The sequence below is a fragment of the Methylobacterium sp. J-077 genome (assembly GCF_022829365.1).
Lineage (GTDB): Bacteria > Pseudomonadota > Alphaproteobacteria > Rhizobiales > Beijerinckiaceae > Methylobacterium.
In genome coordinates this window covers 52,262-67,029 of sequence record NZ_JAKSYJ010000111.1, presented here as the reverse complement: position 1 = coordinate 67,029, position 14,768 = coordinate 52,262, and the positions used below count along the sequence as shown (strand labels likewise).

Genomic DNA, 14,768 nt, shown 5'->3' with positions numbered 1-14,768 from the left:
GGCGTATGACGGGCGCACCGAGGTCAGCCCGAACACCCTTTGAACGCGCCCGTCACGTCCCTGCCGCGTCCGCCCGAGGACGCCGCCCTCGATCCGGAGGCCATGCGCCAGCCCCTCGGCAACGCGTGGTACTGCGTCGGCCAATCCCGCAGCATCGGCCGCACCGGGCTTCGCGCCGTGGAGCTGAACGGCGAGCAGATCGTGCTGGGCCGCGCCCCGGACGGCACCGCGTTCGCGCTCCGCGACCGCTGCCCGCATCGCGGCATGGCCCTGTCCAAGGGGCGATTCGACGGCGACACGCTGATGTGCCCGTTCCACGGCTGGCGCTTCGGCACGGACGGGCGCTGCCGCGACGTGCCGACCCTGTCCGAGCACGATGCCGCGGATTTCTCCCGCATCCAGGTCCAGCGCTTCCCGGTCTGCGAGAGCGCCGGGTTCCTCTGGGTCAACCCGCATCTCGGCCCCGCTGGTGGTGACGTGCCTGCCGTGCCGGAGCTGGATTTCGAGCCGGCGGGCTCTCTGGTCGTCGAACTCGTGGTCGAGGCCTCCTACGACCTCACCACTTTGAGCCTGGTCGATCCCGGGCATGTCGCCTTCGTGCATGACAGCTGGTGGTTCCGACCCTCGAAGCAGCTGCGCGAGAAGGTGAAGACCTTCCAGCCGGTGCCGCACGGCTTCGTCATGACCAGCCACGCCACCACGACGAGCTCGCCGGTCTACCGCCTGCTCGGCGGCGTGCCCGAGGTCGAGATCGAGTTCCGGCTGCCCGGCGTGCGCCTGGAGCGCATCCGCGCCGGCGCGAAGCGCGTAGCCAACTACACCTTCGCGACGCCGCTGACGCCGGACCGCACCCTGCTCACCAACGCCCTCTACTGGAGCATGCCGGCGCTGAACCTGCTCAAGCCCGTCGCCCGGCCGCTGATGCGGCAGTTCTTGACCCAGGACCAGCAGGTGCTTCAGCACGCCCAGGACGGCCTCGACCGCAAGCCGACCATGGTGCTGTTCGGCCAGGGCGATCTGCCCTCGCAATGGTATTTCCGGCTCAAGCGCGAGGCCCTGGAATCGGCCCGTGCCGGCCGGCCGTTCGAGAACCCTCTGGAGCGGCGCGAACTGCGCTGGCGCTCCTGATTTGTAGGACGGTTATAGGCGTCTATTCGAGGCAGGTAACGCTCTATTAACCACAATTTGCGCACTGATATCAGCGAATTACCACTCATGAGACGCTGCGCGCCGATGCCTCGCTTCTTCATCGATCTCCATGACGGTTCCCAGCCGGTCCGCGACGAGGTCGGCTTCGACCTGCCGGACCTGCCGGCGGCCCGCGCCAAAGTCACCCGGATCATGTCGGCGATCGCCCGCGACATGCTGCCGGATGTCGAGCGCCAGGATTACGTCGCCTGCGTGCGCGACACGGTCGGCAAGGTGGTGTTCCGCGCCCGCCTGTCGCTCGCGGCCGAGGCCGTGGAGTAAGGCCAAGGCGGCCCTGAGGCTCCCCGTCGCGGCCGGGAGAGCTTGACCACGGCGCCTTGACGGCCATCTCCCATTTCATGAAACGGCGCAGCCTGCTCACGGTCGCGAGTGCGGCCACGGTGATGACGCTCGGCGGCGTCGGCTATGCCGCCCACCGCCGCGGCAAGAACCCGTATTACCGCGGCCCGAAATCCGGTCATTTCGACGGGCTGCGGTTCTTCCTGCCGGATCAGGCGACGGACACGTCGCTGCCGGACGTGCTGCGCTGGCAGGCGAAGCGCCAGCGCGAGCCCTGGCCCAAGAGCTACCCGAGCCCGTTTCCCGCCGACCGCCCGCCCGAGCGCAGCGGCTCGCTGCGGGTCGTGCTGATCGGCCACGCGAGCTACCTGGTGCAGGTCGCCGGCCGCAACATCCTGATCGATCCGGTCTTCGCCAAGCGCGCCAGCCCGGTCCGGTTCGCCGGACCCAAGCGGGTCAACCCGCCGGGGATTGCGTTCGGCGACCTGCCCCCGATCGACGCCGTGCTGATCACCCACAATCACTACGACCATCTCGACGGGCCGAGCCTCGCCCGGATCTGGCAGGCCCATCAGCCGCTGATCGTGGCGCCGTTCGGCAACGATACGATCCTGCGCAACTACGACGACACGATGCATGTCGAGACCCGCGACTGGGACGAGTCGGTGGATCTCGGCGACGGGCTCGCCGTGCACCTGGTGCCGGCCAACCACTGGTCCGCCCGCGGCGTGAAGGACCGGCGCATGGCCCTGTGGTGCGCCTTCGTGATCACCTCGGCCCAGGGCGTCCACTACCATGTCGGCGATACCGGCTTCGGCGACGGCGGCCTGTTCCGCGACATCCGCGCCCGGTTCGGGGCGCCCCGCCTGGCGACGCTGCCGATCGGCGCCTACGAGCCGCGCTGGTTCATGCAGGCGCAGCACGTGAACCCGGCCGAGGCCGTGGAGGCGTTCGCGCTCCTCGGGGCCGCGCAGGCGCTCGGCCACCATTGGGGCACCTTCCAGCTCACCGACGAGGGGATCGAGCAGCCCGTCGAGGCGCTGGCGGCGGCGCTGGACGCGCAGGGCATCGCCCCCGAGCGGTTCCTGGCCCTGAGGCCCGGCCAGGTCTGGGCGGGCTGAGGTTAGGAATACCGGCCGCCGCGGCGTTGGGCACGATGCATGCAAGATACCGTATGCAGCCGGCGGCGGTACTTCTCGACGGAGGAGGGCGCTGACGGGCGGCGCGCCCCTTCTGCCGAGAGACACGATGGACCCGATCAAGCCGACACGCCGCGCGCTCATGGCCGGGGGCGCCGCCCTGGCGGCACTGGGTCCGGCGGGCCGGGCCGGCGCGCAGGGCGCGGGGGCCGGCAGTCTGACCTACGGCATCTCGATGACCGACCTGCCGCTCACCACCGGCCAGCCGGACCGCGGCGCCGGCGGCTACCAGTTCACCGGTCTGACCCTGTACGACCCCCTGGTCGCCTGGGACCTCGACATTGCCGACCGGCCGGGCACGATGATCCCCGGCCTCGCCACCGCATGGGAGGTCGACAAGGCAGATCCGAAGGTCTGGATCTTCCACCTGCGCGAGGGCGTGACATTCCATGACGGCTCGGCCTTCGATGCCGACGCGGTGATCTGGAACTTCGACAAGGTCCTCAACAAGGAGGCGCCGCATTTCGACCAGCGGCAGGCCGCCCAGGTCCGCCCGCGGCTGCCGGGGGTCGCGAGCTACCGGAAGCTCGACGCCAAGACCGTCCAAGTGACCACCAAGAACCCCGACAGCCTGTTCCCCTACCAGATGCTCTGGTTCCTGATCTCCTCGCCCGCGCAATACGAGGCGGTCGGGCGCGACTGGGCGAAGTACGCGTTCCAGCCCTCGGGCACCGGTCCGTTCAAGATGGGCCAGCTGGTCCCCCGGGTCCGCCTCGAGCTGCTGCCGAATGCCGGCTACTGGAACCCCAAGCGAGTACCGAAGCTCGCCAAGCTGACGCTGACCTGCGTGCCCGAGGATCTCGCCCGGGTGAACGCGCTCCTTTCCGGCAATGTCGATCTGATCGAGGCGCCGGCCCCCGACGCGGTACCGCGCCTGAAGGCGTCCGGCATGCGGGTCGTCGGCAACGACACCCCGCATGTCTGGAACTACCACCTGTCGATGCTGGAGGGCTCGCCCTGGCGGGATCTGCGCCTGCGCAAGGCCGCCAACCTCGCCATCGACCGCGAGGGCGTCGTCCAGCTGCTGGGCGGCCTCGCGCAACCCGCGGTCGGCCAGATGCAGGCCTCGAGCCCGTGGTTCGGCAAGCCGAGCTTCCAGATCAAGACCGACGTCGATCAGGCGCGCAAACTGGTGCAGGAGGCGGGCTTCTCGGTGCAGAACCCGATGAAGACCACGATCATGATCCCCACCGGCGGGACCGGGCAGATGCTGTCCCTGCCGATCAACGAGTTCGTCCAGCAGAGCTGGGCCGAGATCGGCATCCAGGTGGAGTTCAAGACGGTGGAGCTGGAAGTAGCCTACACGGCCTGGCGCCAGGGCGCGGCGGATCCGAGCCTCAAGGGCATCACCGCCGGCAACATCGCCTACGTCACCTCGGATCCGTTCTACGCGATCCTGCGCTTCTACGATTCGAAGCAGATCGCCCCGGGGGGCGTGAACTGGAGCCACTACCGCAATCCCGAGGTCGATGCCCTCTGCGATAAGGTTAAGGCGAGCCTGGACCCGGATGAACAGAACAAGCTTCTGGCGCGCATCCACGAGATCGTTGTCGACGACGCGGTGCAAGTCTGGGTGGTACACGACACCAATCCGCACGCGTTGTCGCCGCGGGTGAAGAACTATGTCCAGGCGCAGCACTGGTTTCAGGATCTGTCGACCCTGGCCTGACACCGGTCGGATTTCTGCGATGCTGTGGGGATAGCCTGTCGCGAATCGGGAACGATCCTCACGGGACTGTGTTGGGCCTCCAACGCACGAAGGAGTGTCCCATGAAGACCCTGCTCGCCGGCGCCATCCTGGCCGCCTCCCTCGCGACCGTCGTTCCCGCTTCGGCTCAGCGCATCGATATCGGACCCGACGGCCCCAGCGTCGATCTCCGCTCCCGCGGCCAGCGGGAACGCGACTTCCGCCGCGAGGACTATCGCCGGGATCGCGACCGCGCCTACGACGACCGGATGTATCGCCGCGAGCGTTTCGAGGACGACCGCCCGGCGGTCCGCCGCGGCTACGGCTATTGAGTTGGTCTGACGACAGCACGGCGTAAACTGCCGATGTTGAGAGGGGTCGGCATTCGCCGGCCCCTTTTTCGCGTCTCCACCTTTCGGATGGCTGCGTTGCGCGGCCAATTTCGCGCTTGCGGCAAAGCCGGGGCGCGACTAGGAAGATCGCGCATCATGTTTCGGGAGCATTTGGCAATGGCACTTCGTTTCATCAGTGGTTTCGCGGCGGTCGCGTTCGCCGTCTCCGGTCTTGCCGTGCCAGCCGCACTGGCCAAGCCGGTGAGCGGTGCCAGTGCCGTCAAGATGATCGACACCGACAATGACGGCACCGTCGATCTCAAGGAAGTGGAGGCCGTGGCCTCGGCGACCTTCGACCGCCTGGAGAAGGATTCCGACGGCACCCTCGACACCAAGGAGCTGAAGGGCCGTCTGAGCAAGGCCGGGCTGAAGCAGGCCGATCCGGACAACGACGGCACCATCGACAAGAAGGAATACCTCGCTGCCGTGGACGCCCGATTCAAGGCGGCGGATCCGGATAGCGACGGTACCCTCGACGCCAAGGAGCTGAACTCCAAGGCCGGCAAGGCGCTGCTCGCCCTGATCAAGTAACGGTTCGCGGGCGTTCTTCGCCCGCACCGACAAAGATCGACGCCCCCGCGGATATCTTCGCGGGGGCGTTCTTGTGTTTCAGCCGCGAATGCCGTGCGGTTCGGCGGCACACGGCGGCGATTGCTTATGCACCTTTCGGTTGTATAGTCTTCGTCTTGATTGTTGTATTGATCGAAATCTATTCAGCATCGTCCTGCGACAATCGTGCCTCGATCGCCTTTTGCCGCAAAGATGTGCATGCGGCCGGTTGACGGATCGCAACCTGTAGGTGCAGTTTGGAGGTGGTTGGGGGGCCAGAACCATGCGTAACGATACGCCCGAAGACGCCGCGCGCCTGGAGCTGCTGGCGATGATCGAATCGGCGCGGCAAGTCATCGAAGGATCGCAGGCGGCGCAGGCGCGTCCGGCCGCTGCACCCGCGCCGGAGCCGCTATCCGCCGAGGCCTTGAGCGATGCGTCGGACCTGCTCGGCGACATCAGCGACAACCTGCTCGTCGCCTATCATCTCGCGCAGCACGACGGCGATCCGTTGACCGTGGCGCTGATCGAGAAGGTCCTGTTCCATGTCGGGCGCCGGCTGGCGCGCGGCATGTCGCCTGCGGATGCCGGCATTCCCTGTCATTAGAGCGCATTCTGACGAAGTGGCATCCGGCCCATCGAAAGAATGCGCGTCGCAGGGAACGGCGGGAGACGCCGGCCTGATGCAAGGCGGAAGTGGCGAAGGCATCTGGAGAGCCAGTCGTCCCGTGATTTGGAACGAGCCCTGTCGTTTCGGCACCAATCCCGTCATACCGGGGCTCCGCGTCGCGGCCCCGGAATGCCAAAGAGTTCGATCGATCTGCGGCTGCGAAGACCTATCCTTGACGGCCGACGGGACATCCCGGGTCGAACATCCTGACAGCGCTGCCGCTAGCGCTTTTGTGTCAGGCGTCTGCGCATCAGAAAGATCGCTGCGGCGACGGCCCAGGCGGCGCAGGTCGGCGCTACCCATTGCTGGAGGTTGGGCAGCGCCCAGCCGTACAGGAATTCAGCGCCCAGATGCGCCTGAACGGCGTCCCAGCCGGCATGCTTGATGTCGTGCTCGCGCTGCCCGGCCTCGCGGCCGAAGTAATAGGTCGAGACGACCAAGGCCGCCGTCGCCTCGGGGCGGGGCGTCCGCAGCCCGATCATCGCGGCGGCGACTCCGGCCGTCTCGAGCAGTGCCGTGAGGGCGTGGCTCGTCGCCGGGTTGGCGATCATGAAGCCGAGGAGCGTACCGAGCATCGGGTGATGCTTACACGATCCGCTGCGGCGCGTCGGCCGCGCGCATCCGAACGGCCGCGACCGGGTTGATCCCGGGCAGACCGGAGCGGGACCATGGCCGAACCGTACCATCTCGACCGTTTCGTCGCCGCGCAGGAGGGGGTCTACGAGCGGGCGCTCGCCGAGCTGCGGGCCGGGGAGAAGCGCAGCCACTGGATGTGGTTCATCTTCCCGCAGATCGCCGGCCTGGGTTCCAGCCTGATGGCGCAGCGTTACGCGATCGGCTCCCGCGACGAGGCCACAGCCTATCTCGCCCATCCGGTTCTCGGCCCACGCCTGCGCGCCTGCACGGAGGCGGTGAACGGCGTCACCGGGCGCTCGGCGCACGCGATCTTCGGCGCGCCCGACGATATGAAATTCCGTTCCAGCATGACGCTGTTCGCGCGGGCCGCGCCGGACGCGCCACCATTTGCGGCGGCGCTGGCCAAGTACTTCGGCGGGGAGCCCGACCCGCTGACGCTCGCCAAGCTCGGCACCCGGTAGACCGTCACCGTCCCCACAGGCCGACGCGCTCGGCCCGGGCCTGCTCCTCGGCGCCGAGGAGGTCCGGGGGCGCATCCTCCGCGGCTCGGGCGCCGCCCGCCGTCAGGATCAGGGCGGCGAGGTCGTCGCCCTCGATTCGGCAGCGGCCGGTGGCGTCTTCGGACAGGCTGCAGACCACCTCGCGGCGGCGCAGGTAGCTCGCGAGCTGGCGGGCGAGGTGGCCGCGCTCGCCCACGACACCGAGCAGATGCACGGTCCGCCCGCGCAGCGACAGGGTCCCGGTGTCGATCACCTCGGGCACGCCCCGGATCTCGGCGGACGCCACCGGGGTCGGCGGCTGCGCCGGCGCGGCGGCCGGCGCGGGCTCGGCCCGCTCCGCCGAGGGACGCGGTTTGCCCTTGGCGAGCTGCGCGGAGGCCCGCTGCACGAAATCGTGGAAGATGCCCGCCGGCATCTCGCCGCCGAACATCCGGTTCATCGGCTTGTCGTCGTCGTTGCCGACCCAGATTCCGACCACGAGATCCGGGGTCATGCCGACGAACCAGGCATCGCGGAAATCCTGGCTGGTGCCGGTCTTGCCGCCGATGATCTGGCCCGGCACCCGCGCCGCCCGGCCGGTCCCGGATTCGACCACCGCCTGGAGCGAATCGAGCATCATCTGGCGCGGCTCCTGCGCCAGCTGGGCGGTCGGCGCGGGGTCGGCACGAACGTAGAGCGGCTGGGGGGCCGCGCCGCGGATCGCGTGGATGCCGAAGCTCTGGAGAGGCACGCGCCCGGAGAGCACCGAGCCGTAGGCGCGGGTCATCTCCAGCAGGCTGACGGTGCCGGAACCGAGGACGAGGCTCGGCACGTTCGGCAGCTCGGACTGGATCCCCAGCTTGCGCGCGGTGGCGATCACCGCCGGGATGCCGACCTCCTGCCCGAGCTGGGCCGCCACCGTGTTGATCGAGAGCGCGAAGGCGGTCCGCAGCGGCACCGGGCCGCGATAGCGGCCGTCGTCGTTCTCGGGCTCCCAGTCGCCGATCCGCACCGGGCGATCGTCCATCACGGTCTCAGGGGTGAGGCCCTGCTCGTAGGCCGTGAGATAGACCAGCAGCTTGAACAGCGAGCCCGGCTGGCGCTTGGCCTGGACCGCGCGGTTGAACTGGCTGTCCTCGTAGTCCCGGCCGCCGACCATGGCGAGGATCGCGCCGGTCTTCGACAGCACCACCATGGCGGCTTGGCCGACCTTGCGCTTGGCCCCGTCCTTGTCGAGGCGGCGGGCGACGACGCCCTCGGCCAGGCTCTGCAGGTCGAGGTTGAGGGTCGAGCGCACGGTCATGTCGCCGTCGGTGCCGGCCAGCCGCTTCACGTCGCCCGCGATCATGTCGAGGAAGTAGTTGGTGCCCGGCGGCGCCTCGGGCGGCGACTTCAGGGTCACGCTCTGCTTGCGCGCCGCGTCGGCCTCGGCTTGCGTGATCGCGCCGGTCTCGACCATGGCCTGGAGCACCACGTCGGCCCGCTCCTTGGCGCCGCCGAGGTTGCGGGTCGGGGCGAGTTGCGACGGCGCCCGCACCAGCCCGGCCAGCATGGCGGCCTCGGGCAGGGTCAGCGCCTTGGCGGGCTTGCCGAAATAGCGCCGGGCCGCCGCGTCCGCCCCGTAGGCGCCGGCGCCGAAATAGGCGGCGTCGAGATAGCCGAGCAGGATCTCGTCCTTGCTCATCGTGGTCTCGACCCGGAGCGCCAGGAACGCCTCCTGGACCTTGCGCCAGAGCGTCTTCTCCTGGTTCAGCGAGGTCAGGCGGACATATTGCTGCGTGATCGTCGAGCCGCCCTCGCGGACGCCGCCGCCCAGGGCGTTGCGCCACGCGGCGCGGGCCAGCCCGCGCAGGTCGATGCCCCAATGGCTGTAGAAGCGCCGGTCCTCGATCGCCACGATCGCCTGGGCGAGGTGCTTGGGCAGGTCGGCGGCGGTGAGCTTCTGGCCGCGGAAGCTGCCCCGGGTGGCGAAGACCCGGCCGTCATCGGCCTCGACGGTGATGGCACGCTGGCCGGTATCGACGACGGCGCCGCCGAGGGGCGGCAGGGTCAGGAGGGCGGCGAGCAGGTAGATCGCCAGCGCCAGGGTGGGCAGCAGGATCGCGGCGCCGACGGCCAGCAGCACGGGCCGGCGCCGCAGGCGGCCGAAGGGCGCAGCGCCGGGAGCGGGGCGCATCGCAGTTCCCGCCACGGCAGGCCGGGCGGCCGCGACAGGCGGCACGCGGTCGCGCTTGCGCGTCAGGACGCCGGCGGTTCGCGCGAAACCCGACTGCCAGAGGCGCAGCAGCCCGCGCCCGGCGGCGGCGACCAGAATCCACAGGTGGCGAAAGAAGTCGCGGGCGGCGCGTCCGGCCTCGTGGGCCGCCCGGCGCGGGTCCGGCGTGTCGGGTCCGGGACCCTGTGCGGGACCCGGATCGATCGGGGCGCGCTCCGGCGCGTCTGGCGTCATCGCGATGCATGTTCCGGGACCGGCCGTTCCGGTCGACGGCAGGTTCTATGCTGCATTCGGCTGCAAGTCCCACCGACAAAGGGATGACGCTGGTCTTCAGGCTCGACCGTGTGACGCGCGCCACGCGGCCCGGTCTACCGCCCGACGACCGGTCCCACGGCTCCGTGGCGGCTGCGCAGCGTGAACGCGAGGATCAGCAGGAGCACGCCGAACGCGAAGGTGTAGGCGCCGATCCACCAAGTCAGGACCAGGGCCGACATGCCCGGCTCCAGGATCAGCGCGATCCCGAACAGGATCGAGACGAGGCCGCCGAGCCCCAGCCACCAGCGCCCGTAATGGAGGTGCAGCCGGAAGGCGGCGGCGATCATCAGGGCGCCGGTCACGAGCGCCCAGGCGGCCAGCAGCAGCACGAACGCCCAGACCGCGGCTCCCGGCACCAGGACGGCGGCCACGGCCACGACGATGTCGACGATGCCTTCGACGAGCAGGAAGCCCCAGCGCTCGTGCCGCTGCGCGGCCCGCACCGCTCCGACGATGGCGACGATGCCGTCGACCAGCGTGTACCCGGCGAACAGCAGCACCAGCGACAGCACGAAGGCCGCGGGCGCCGCGAAGGCCACGATGCCGAACAGGATCGCGATGACGCCGCGCAGGGCGACGAGCCACCAGTTCCGGGCGAGCGCGGCGCTCATCGCGTCGAGGCGCGCAGTGCCGGCGAGGGGGATTCCGGAGCGCGACGTCGCGGTCGAACCGACGCCTGGGCTCTGCGGTGTCGGGGACGGGGTGCTGGTCATGGCGGAACTCCGAAACGCGCTGGGCGCGCATGCGGTGCCCGGATAAACCGCCCGCAGAACGCTGCACTGCGACAAGCGTTCCTGCAAGTGGCCGCGCGCCGGGCGGAACCTTGGCGCGGTCGCCGACTTTTGCTGACCGAGGCGGGCACGAGTACAGCCCGGCCGCCGCAGGGCGGCCGGTCCATCCGGTGGTGATGAGACGCCATGTTTGACGATCAGCGGCAGGCTGCCGAGCCCGTGTCACGCCCGCTGCCGGTCGAGGGCCGGCCCGAGGCGCCCGACCGCGATATCCTGGATCTCGGCCGCGGCGGCGCCAGCCCGGATGGCGAGACGGCGCGCAAGCCGGCCCAAGAGGGCGACGAAGGCCAGAGCGCCCCGGATGAAGAGCCAGCGCAGGACGGTGAGCCGGAGGATGAGGAAAAGCGTCCGAATATCCTGCGCCGCCACCCTTTGGCGTTCCTGTTCGGGGGCCTCGCGGTGCTCGCCCTCTGCGTCGGCGTGTTCTTCTACTGGCTGCTGTACATGCACCCCTACGAGAGCACCGACGACGCGTTCGTCGATGCGCGCAGCATCTCGGTTCAGCCGAAGGTGGGCGGCTACCTCGTCGATGTCCCGGTAACCGACAACCAGCATGTCGAGGCCGGGCAGGTGCTGTTCCAGATCTACCAGCGCGACTACGAGATCGCCCTCGATCAGGCGAAGGCGCAGGTCGTGGCCGACGAGGCCGCGATCAAGAACATCGACGCCCAGATCCAGGCTCAATACGCCAATATCGACGTGTCCAAGGCGCAGGTCGCCACCGCCGAGGCGGCGCTGAAATTCGCCCAGGAGGATGCGGCCCGCTACAAGGACCTCGCCGACCGCGGTTCGGGCTCGGTCCAGCAATCCCAATCGGCGACCTCGACACTACAGCAGCGCCAGGCCGCGCTGCAGAGCGCCAATGCCAGCGTGGTCGCCGCGCAGAAGCAGATCGGCTCCCTCGAGGCGCAGAAGGCCTCGACGCAGGCCCAGCTTGCCCGCGACAAGGCACAGGTCGAGCAGGCCGAATTGAACCTCGGCTACACCACGATCCGGGCCGTGCAGTCCGGCCGCGTCGTGCGCCTGTCCGGCGGCATCGGTGAATTCGCCCAGGCCGGCCAGAGCCTGTCGATGTTCGTGCCCGACGACATCTGGGTGACCGCGAACTACAAGGAGACGCAGATCACCGACATGCGGCCCGGGCAGCCGGTCGACATCAGCATCGACGCCTATCCGGACCGCAAGATCCACGGCACGGTGGCCTCGGTGCAGCCTGGCTCGGGCACCGCCTTCAGCCTGCTGCCGGCGCAGAACGCCACCGGCAACTACGTCAAGGTCACGCAGCGCATCCCGGTCAAGATCGTGGTCAAGGACTGGCCGACGGACGTCGCGATCGGCCCCGGCATGTCGATCGTGCCCACCGTCACGGTGCGGTGACCGCGATGGCCGGCAAAGGCCGGGCAACCGCCGGAAAGGCATCCTCCGATAAGGCGCCGGGCGGTCACAATCCCTGGCTGATCGCCGGCGTGGTGGCGCTGGCGACGTTCATGGAGGTGCTCGACACCACCATCGCCAACGTCGCACTGCGCTACATCTCCGGCGGCCTCGCGGTCGGGCCCGACGAGGCGGCCTGGGTGGTGACCAGCTACCTAGTAGCCAACGCGATCACGCTGACCGCGTCGAGCTTTCTGGCCAAGCGCTACGGCCGAAAGGCGTTCTTCATGTGGTCGGTGGGGCTGTTCACGATCGCGTCGATCCTGTGCGGCTTCGCCTGGAGCCTCGAGTCGCTTCTGCTGTTCCGGGTGCTGCAGGGGCTGGGCGGCGGCGGCATGGCCCCGCTGGCGCAGTCGATCCTGGCCGATTCGTTCCCGCCCGAGAAGCGGGGCCAAGCCTTCGCGCTCTACGGCGTCGCGATCGTGGTCGCGCCGGTGATCGGCCCGACTCTCGGCGGCTGGCTCTCGGACAACGCCTCCTGGCACTGGTGCTTCCTGATCAACGGCCCGATCGGCGTGATCGCGCTGGGGCTGATGTACTGGCTGATCGAGGACAGCGACGCCGCCAAGAAGGAGCGCCGCGCCCTGGTGCGCAAGGGCATCCGGTTCGACATCGTCGGCTTTCTGCTGGTCGCCCTGTTCCTGGGCTCGCTCGAAGTTATCCTCGACGAGGGCCAGCGGAAGGACTGGTTCGGCACCTCGACCCTGATGAACGTGTCCGGCGTGCTGATGGTAGTCTCGTTCATCGCCATGATCCCGTGGCTGCTGAACAAGAAGAACCCGGCGGTGGACCTGAGCCTGATCGGCAATCGCCAGTTCGGCTCCTGCTTCCTGGTGATGATGTTCACCGGTGCGATCCTGATCTCAACCACGCAGTTCATCCCGCAGATCACGCAGGAATATTACGGCTACACCGCCACCTTGTCTGGCCTCGTGCTCGGCCCGGGCGGCATCGTCACGGTGGTGATGATGTTCCTCACCGGCCGCGCCTCGGCCTACGTGCAGCCGAAATGGCTGATCGCCGCCGGCATGACCATCGTGGCGCTCGGGATGTACGATCTGACGCGGCTCAACGGCACCACGACCTTCGCGTTCTTCGCGTGGTCGCGGGTCTATATCGGCATCGGCCTGCCGATGGTGTTCCTGTCGATCACCTCGGCCTCCTACGAGGGCCTGCGCAAGGACCAGACCGATCAGGCTTCGGCCCTGATCAACGTCGCCCGCAACGTCGGCGGCTCGCTGGGCGTCTCGCTCGCCCAGAACATCCTCGCCTATCGCAGCCAGTTCCATCAGAGCCGGCTGGTCGAGAGCGTCAACCCGGCGGCGCCCGCCTACCAGGAGACCATGCGGCAGGCGACCCAGTACTTCGCCGAGCACGGCTATGCCGGCGTCGAAGCCCAGGGCCAGGCGACCGCCTGGATCGGCAGCGTGCTCCAGACCGAGGTGGCCTACTGGGCCTATATCGACGTGTTCTGGACGCTCGGCCTGGTCGCCGCCTGCGCGGTGCCGCTCGCGCTGAGCCTGAAATCGGTCAAGCTCGGCGGCGGCGCCCCCGCAGGCGGGCATTGACGTCGGAGAGGATCAGACCCCGTCCGGAGGCAATGCCTCCGTCACCTCGATGCGACGGGTGTCCGGCGCCTGTCCGGCCTCGCCGGCTGCGGTCTCGGTCGGGGCCTGTGCCTTGTCGGCGGCCCCCGCCACCGCGGCGACGCCCTGATAGCGATTCAGGCGGCGGTCGATCATGTCGTCGATCCGCCCGTGCAGCTCCGCCACCGTCAGGCTGCGGCGCTTGCCGCCACTCTTCTCGGTGAACAGGCTGCGATTGGCCCGGGCGGCGCTGCGGAACTCGCGCCCGGCCACCTCGTCGGGCTTCTCGGAGGACAGCGACAGGAATCGCCCGGCGCTGGCGGTGCCGAGGAAATGGGCGAGGTACAGCTCGGTGGTGGTGAGCGCCCGTCCGACCTTGGCCTCGATCCGCTCGCGGTCGCGCTTGATCAGCTCGGCCGCCATCAGGGCGGCGATTCGGGGATCGTTGCGCAGGCCGAGCACCCGGGCGCGCAGGCCGTTCGCGACGGTGATCGCGGCGCCGCGGCCCTTCACGGCGGCGGCCTCGTCGCCCAGGCCGTAGCGGGCGCCGTAGTCGCGGATCATCTCCAGCCAGGTGCGGGCGACGAACTGGAACAGTCCCTGCGCCGAGGAGGTCCCGGCCTTGGCGTCGGTGTCGAAGCTCGATTCCTTGTCGGCCAGGGCCATCATGTAGACCGGGTCGACGCCGGCCTCGTCGGAGGCCTTCACGATCGTGTCGACCACCTTGCGCGGCACGCTGCGCTCGCCGAACCGGACCGCGTCCTCGCCCTGCTCCTGGGTCACCCGCGGCAGGGCCGCGAGGTCGTCCTGGATCAGCGCGGCGGTCGCCGGCTCCTGGTCCTCGACGGGCAGCCCGGTCCAGGCTTCCGCGCGCTCGACCGGAGCCGCGTCCACAAATCCGGCCCGCAGGCCCTGATCCGATCCGCCCGCCTGCATCCAGCCAGTTTCGCCCGCGGTGGCGAGCGCCTGCGCTGCGCGCGGACCAGCGTCGATCCGGTCATGGGCCTGCGCGGGCTGCGCGAAGAAGGCGGGGGCGAAGGCCGCCTGAGGCAGGCCCAACCCGGCGACGAAGCCCAGGGCCAGCGTCCCGGCAAGGCGGCGAAGTCCGTTGCGGCCCATGCGGCGAAGTGACCGGCGCCCATTCCCACGTCCGGCCCGCGGCAGCCACGCCACGGTCTCCGTCTCACAAAAGCTCGCGCCGGGCACGAGTCGGCTCACGTCGTCGGCGCAACGCGCCGGCTCCGGGAAAACCCCCATCACTGGTCCTTTTCAGAATGTCCCTTGCGTCGGCCCGGCGTCTGGCGGCCGGGTCCTTTGAAGCGGCGGC

At 69.4% G+C, this 14,768-nt stretch carries 14 protein-coding genes; 10 read left to right on the top strand and 4 right to left on the bottom strand.

What is annotated here, in order from left to right; genetic code table 11:
- The first annotated feature begins 102 nt into the window (after window positions 1-102).
- The 7 genes from MKL11_RS10415 (at window position 103) to MKL11_RS10385 (ending at window position 5,922) form a co-directional block, all read left to right on the top strand.
- On the top strand, window positions 103-1,128 hold the full coding sequence (locus MKL11_RS10415) for an aromatic ring-hydroxylating oxygenase subunit alpha (RefSeq protein ID WP_243943057.1): 1,026 nt from the start codon (window positions 103-105) through the stop codon (window positions 1,126-1,128).
- A gap of 105 nt (window positions 1,129-1,233) precedes the next feature.
- Window positions 1,234-1,470: a DUF6894 family protein gene (locus MKL11_RS10410; protein ID WP_092036457.1), complete on the top strand. Its 237-nt coding sequence runs from the start codon at window positions 1,234-1,236 to the stop codon at window positions 1,468-1,470.
- A gap of 77 nt (window positions 1,471-1,547) precedes the next feature.
- Window positions 1,548-2,609, top strand: a complete 1,062-nt coding sequence (locus MKL11_RS10405; RefSeq protein ID WP_243942877.1) for an MBL fold metallo-hydrolase — start codon at window positions 1,548-1,550, stop codon at window positions 2,607-2,609.
- Window positions 2,610-2,736: 127 nt separating this feature from the next.
- Complete coding sequence (locus MKL11_RS10400; protein ID WP_243942875.1) at window positions 2,737-4,356, top strand: ABC transporter substrate-binding protein; 1,620 nt, start codon at window positions 2,737-2,739, stop codon at window positions 4,354-4,356.
- Window positions 4,357-4,457: 101 nt separating this feature from the next.
- Window positions 4,458-4,706 (top strand): hypothetical protein, encoded by a 249-nt coding sequence (locus MKL11_RS10395; protein WP_243942873.1) that lies wholly within the window; start codon window positions 4,458-4,460, stop codon window positions 4,704-4,706.
- A gap of 177 nt (window positions 4,707-4,883) precedes the next feature.
- The gene (locus tag MKL11_RS10390) at window positions 4,884-5,297 is read left to right on the top strand and encodes an EF-hand domain-containing protein (protein WP_243943056.1); all 414 of its coding nucleotides are present in this window, start codon (window positions 4,884-4,886) and stop codon (window positions 5,295-5,297) included.
- A gap of 349 nt (window positions 5,298-5,646) precedes the next feature.
- Window positions 5,647-5,922, top strand: coding sequence for a hypothetical protein (locus MKL11_RS10385; protein ID WP_243942871.1), 276 nt, complete (start codon window positions 5,647-5,649; stop codon window positions 5,920-5,922).
- A gap of 284 nt (window positions 5,923-6,206) precedes the next feature.
- On the opposite strand, the gene MKL11_RS10380 is transcribed toward MKL11_RS10385, so the two are convergent.
- A complete protein-coding gene (locus tag MKL11_RS10380; protein WP_243942869.1) occupies window positions 6,207-6,560 on the bottom strand; it encodes a hypothetical protein in 354 nt (117 codons plus the stop codon).
- A gap of 93 nt (window positions 6,561-6,653) precedes the next feature.
- On the opposite strand from MKL11_RS10380, the gene MKL11_RS10375 reads away from it, so the two are divergent.
- Window positions 6,654-7,082 (top strand): DUF1810 domain-containing protein, encoded by a 429-nt coding sequence (locus tag MKL11_RS10375; protein WP_243942868.1) that lies wholly within the window; start codon window positions 6,654-6,656, stop codon window positions 7,080-7,082.
- 4 nt (window positions 7,083-7,086) lie between these two features.
- Here MKL11_RS10375 and MKL11_RS10370 read toward each other — a convergent pair whose 3' ends face one another.
- Together MKL11_RS10370 and MKL11_RS10365 are read right to left on the bottom strand one after the other, a co-directional pair.
- Entirely contained in the window at window positions 7,087-9,549 is a 2,463-nt protein-coding gene (locus tag MKL11_RS10370) for a PBP1A family penicillin-binding protein (RefSeq protein ID WP_243942866.1), read from the bottom strand.
- Between the two features lie 134 nt (window positions 9,550-9,683).
- Entirely contained in the window at window positions 9,684-10,343 is a 660-nt protein-coding gene (locus MKL11_RS10365; protein WP_243942864.1) for an HdeD family acid-resistance protein, read from the bottom strand.
- Window positions 10,344-10,547: 204 nt separating this feature from the next.
- Here MKL11_RS10365 and MKL11_RS10360 point away from each other — a divergent pair, with 204 nt between their 5' ends.
- Entirely contained in the window at window positions 10,548-11,798 is a 1,251-nt protein-coding gene (locus MKL11_RS10360) for an HlyD family secretion protein (protein ID WP_243942862.1), read from the top strand.
- A 5-nt stretch (window positions 11,799-11,803) separates the two neighbouring features.
- Window positions 11,804-13,423, top strand: coding sequence for a DHA2 family efflux MFS transporter permease subunit (locus MKL11_RS10355; RefSeq protein ID WP_243942860.1), 1,620 nt, complete (start codon window positions 11,804-11,806; stop codon window positions 13,421-13,423).
- Window positions 13,424-13,435: 12 nt separating this feature from the next.
- Here MKL11_RS10355 and MKL11_RS10350 read toward each other — a convergent pair whose 3' ends face one another.
- Entirely contained in the window at window positions 13,436-14,698 is a 1,263-nt protein-coding gene (locus MKL11_RS10350) for a transglycosylase SLT domain-containing protein (protein ID WP_243942857.1), read from the bottom strand.
- Between the last annotated feature and the right edge of the window lie 70 nt (window positions 14,699-14,768).

What these genes read in the sequence shown, in the direction of transcription:
- MKL11_RS10415 (WP_243943057.1), top strand. Translation starts at nt 103, where the DNA reads ATGCGCCAGCCCCTCGGCAACGCGTGGTACTGCGTCGGCCAATCCCGC.
- MKL11_RS10410 (WP_092036457.1), top strand. Translation starts at nt 1,234, where the DNA reads ATGCCTCGCTTCTTCATCGATCTCCATGACGGTTCCCAGCCGGTCCGC.
- MKL11_RS10405 (WP_243942877.1), top strand. Translation starts at nt 1,548, where the DNA reads ATGAAACGGCGCAGCCTGCTCACGGTCGCGAGTGCGGCCACGGTGATG.
- MKL11_RS10400 (WP_243942875.1), top strand. Translation starts at nt 2,737, where the DNA reads ATGGACCCGATCAAGCCGACACGCCGCGCGCTCATGGCCGGGGGCGCC.
- MKL11_RS10395 (WP_243942873.1), top strand. Translation starts at nt 4,458, where the DNA reads ATGAAGACCCTGCTCGCCGGCGCCATCCTGGCCGCCTCCCTCGCGACC.
- MKL11_RS10390 (WP_243943056.1), top strand. Translation starts at nt 4,884, where the DNA reads ATGGCACTTCGTTTCATCAGTGGTTTCGCGGCGGTCGCGTTCGCCGTC.
- MKL11_RS10385 (WP_243942871.1), top strand. Translation starts at nt 5,647, where the DNA reads ATGATCGAATCGGCGCGGCAAGTCATCGAAGGATCGCAGGCGGCGCAG.
- MKL11_RS10380 (WP_243942869.1), bottom strand. Translation starts at nt 6,560, where the DNA reads ATGCTCGGTACGCTCCTCGGCTTCATGATCGCCAACCCGGCGACGAGC.
- MKL11_RS10375 (WP_243942868.1), top strand. Translation starts at nt 6,654, where the DNA reads ATGGCCGAACCGTACCATCTCGACCGTTTCGTCGCCGCGCAGGAGGGG.
- MKL11_RS10370 (WP_243942866.1), bottom strand. Translation starts at nt 9,549, where the DNA reads ATGACGCCAGACGCGCCGGAGCGCGCCCCGATCGATCCGGGTCCCGCA.
- MKL11_RS10365 (WP_243942864.1), bottom strand. Translation starts at nt 10,343, where the DNA reads ATGACCAGCACCCCGTCCCCGACACCGCAGAGCCCAGGCGTCGGTTCG.
- MKL11_RS10360 (WP_243942862.1), top strand. Translation starts at nt 10,548, where the DNA reads ATGTTTGACGATCAGCGGCAGGCTGCCGAGCCCGTGTCACGCCCGCTG.
- MKL11_RS10355 (WP_243942860.1), top strand. Translation starts at nt 11,804, where the DNA reads ATGGCCGGCAAAGGCCGGGCAACCGCCGGAAAGGCATCCTCCGATAAG.
- MKL11_RS10350 (WP_243942857.1), bottom strand. Translation starts at nt 14,698, where the DNA reads ATGGGGGTTTTCCCGGAGCCGGCGCGTTGCGCCGACGACGTGAGCCGA.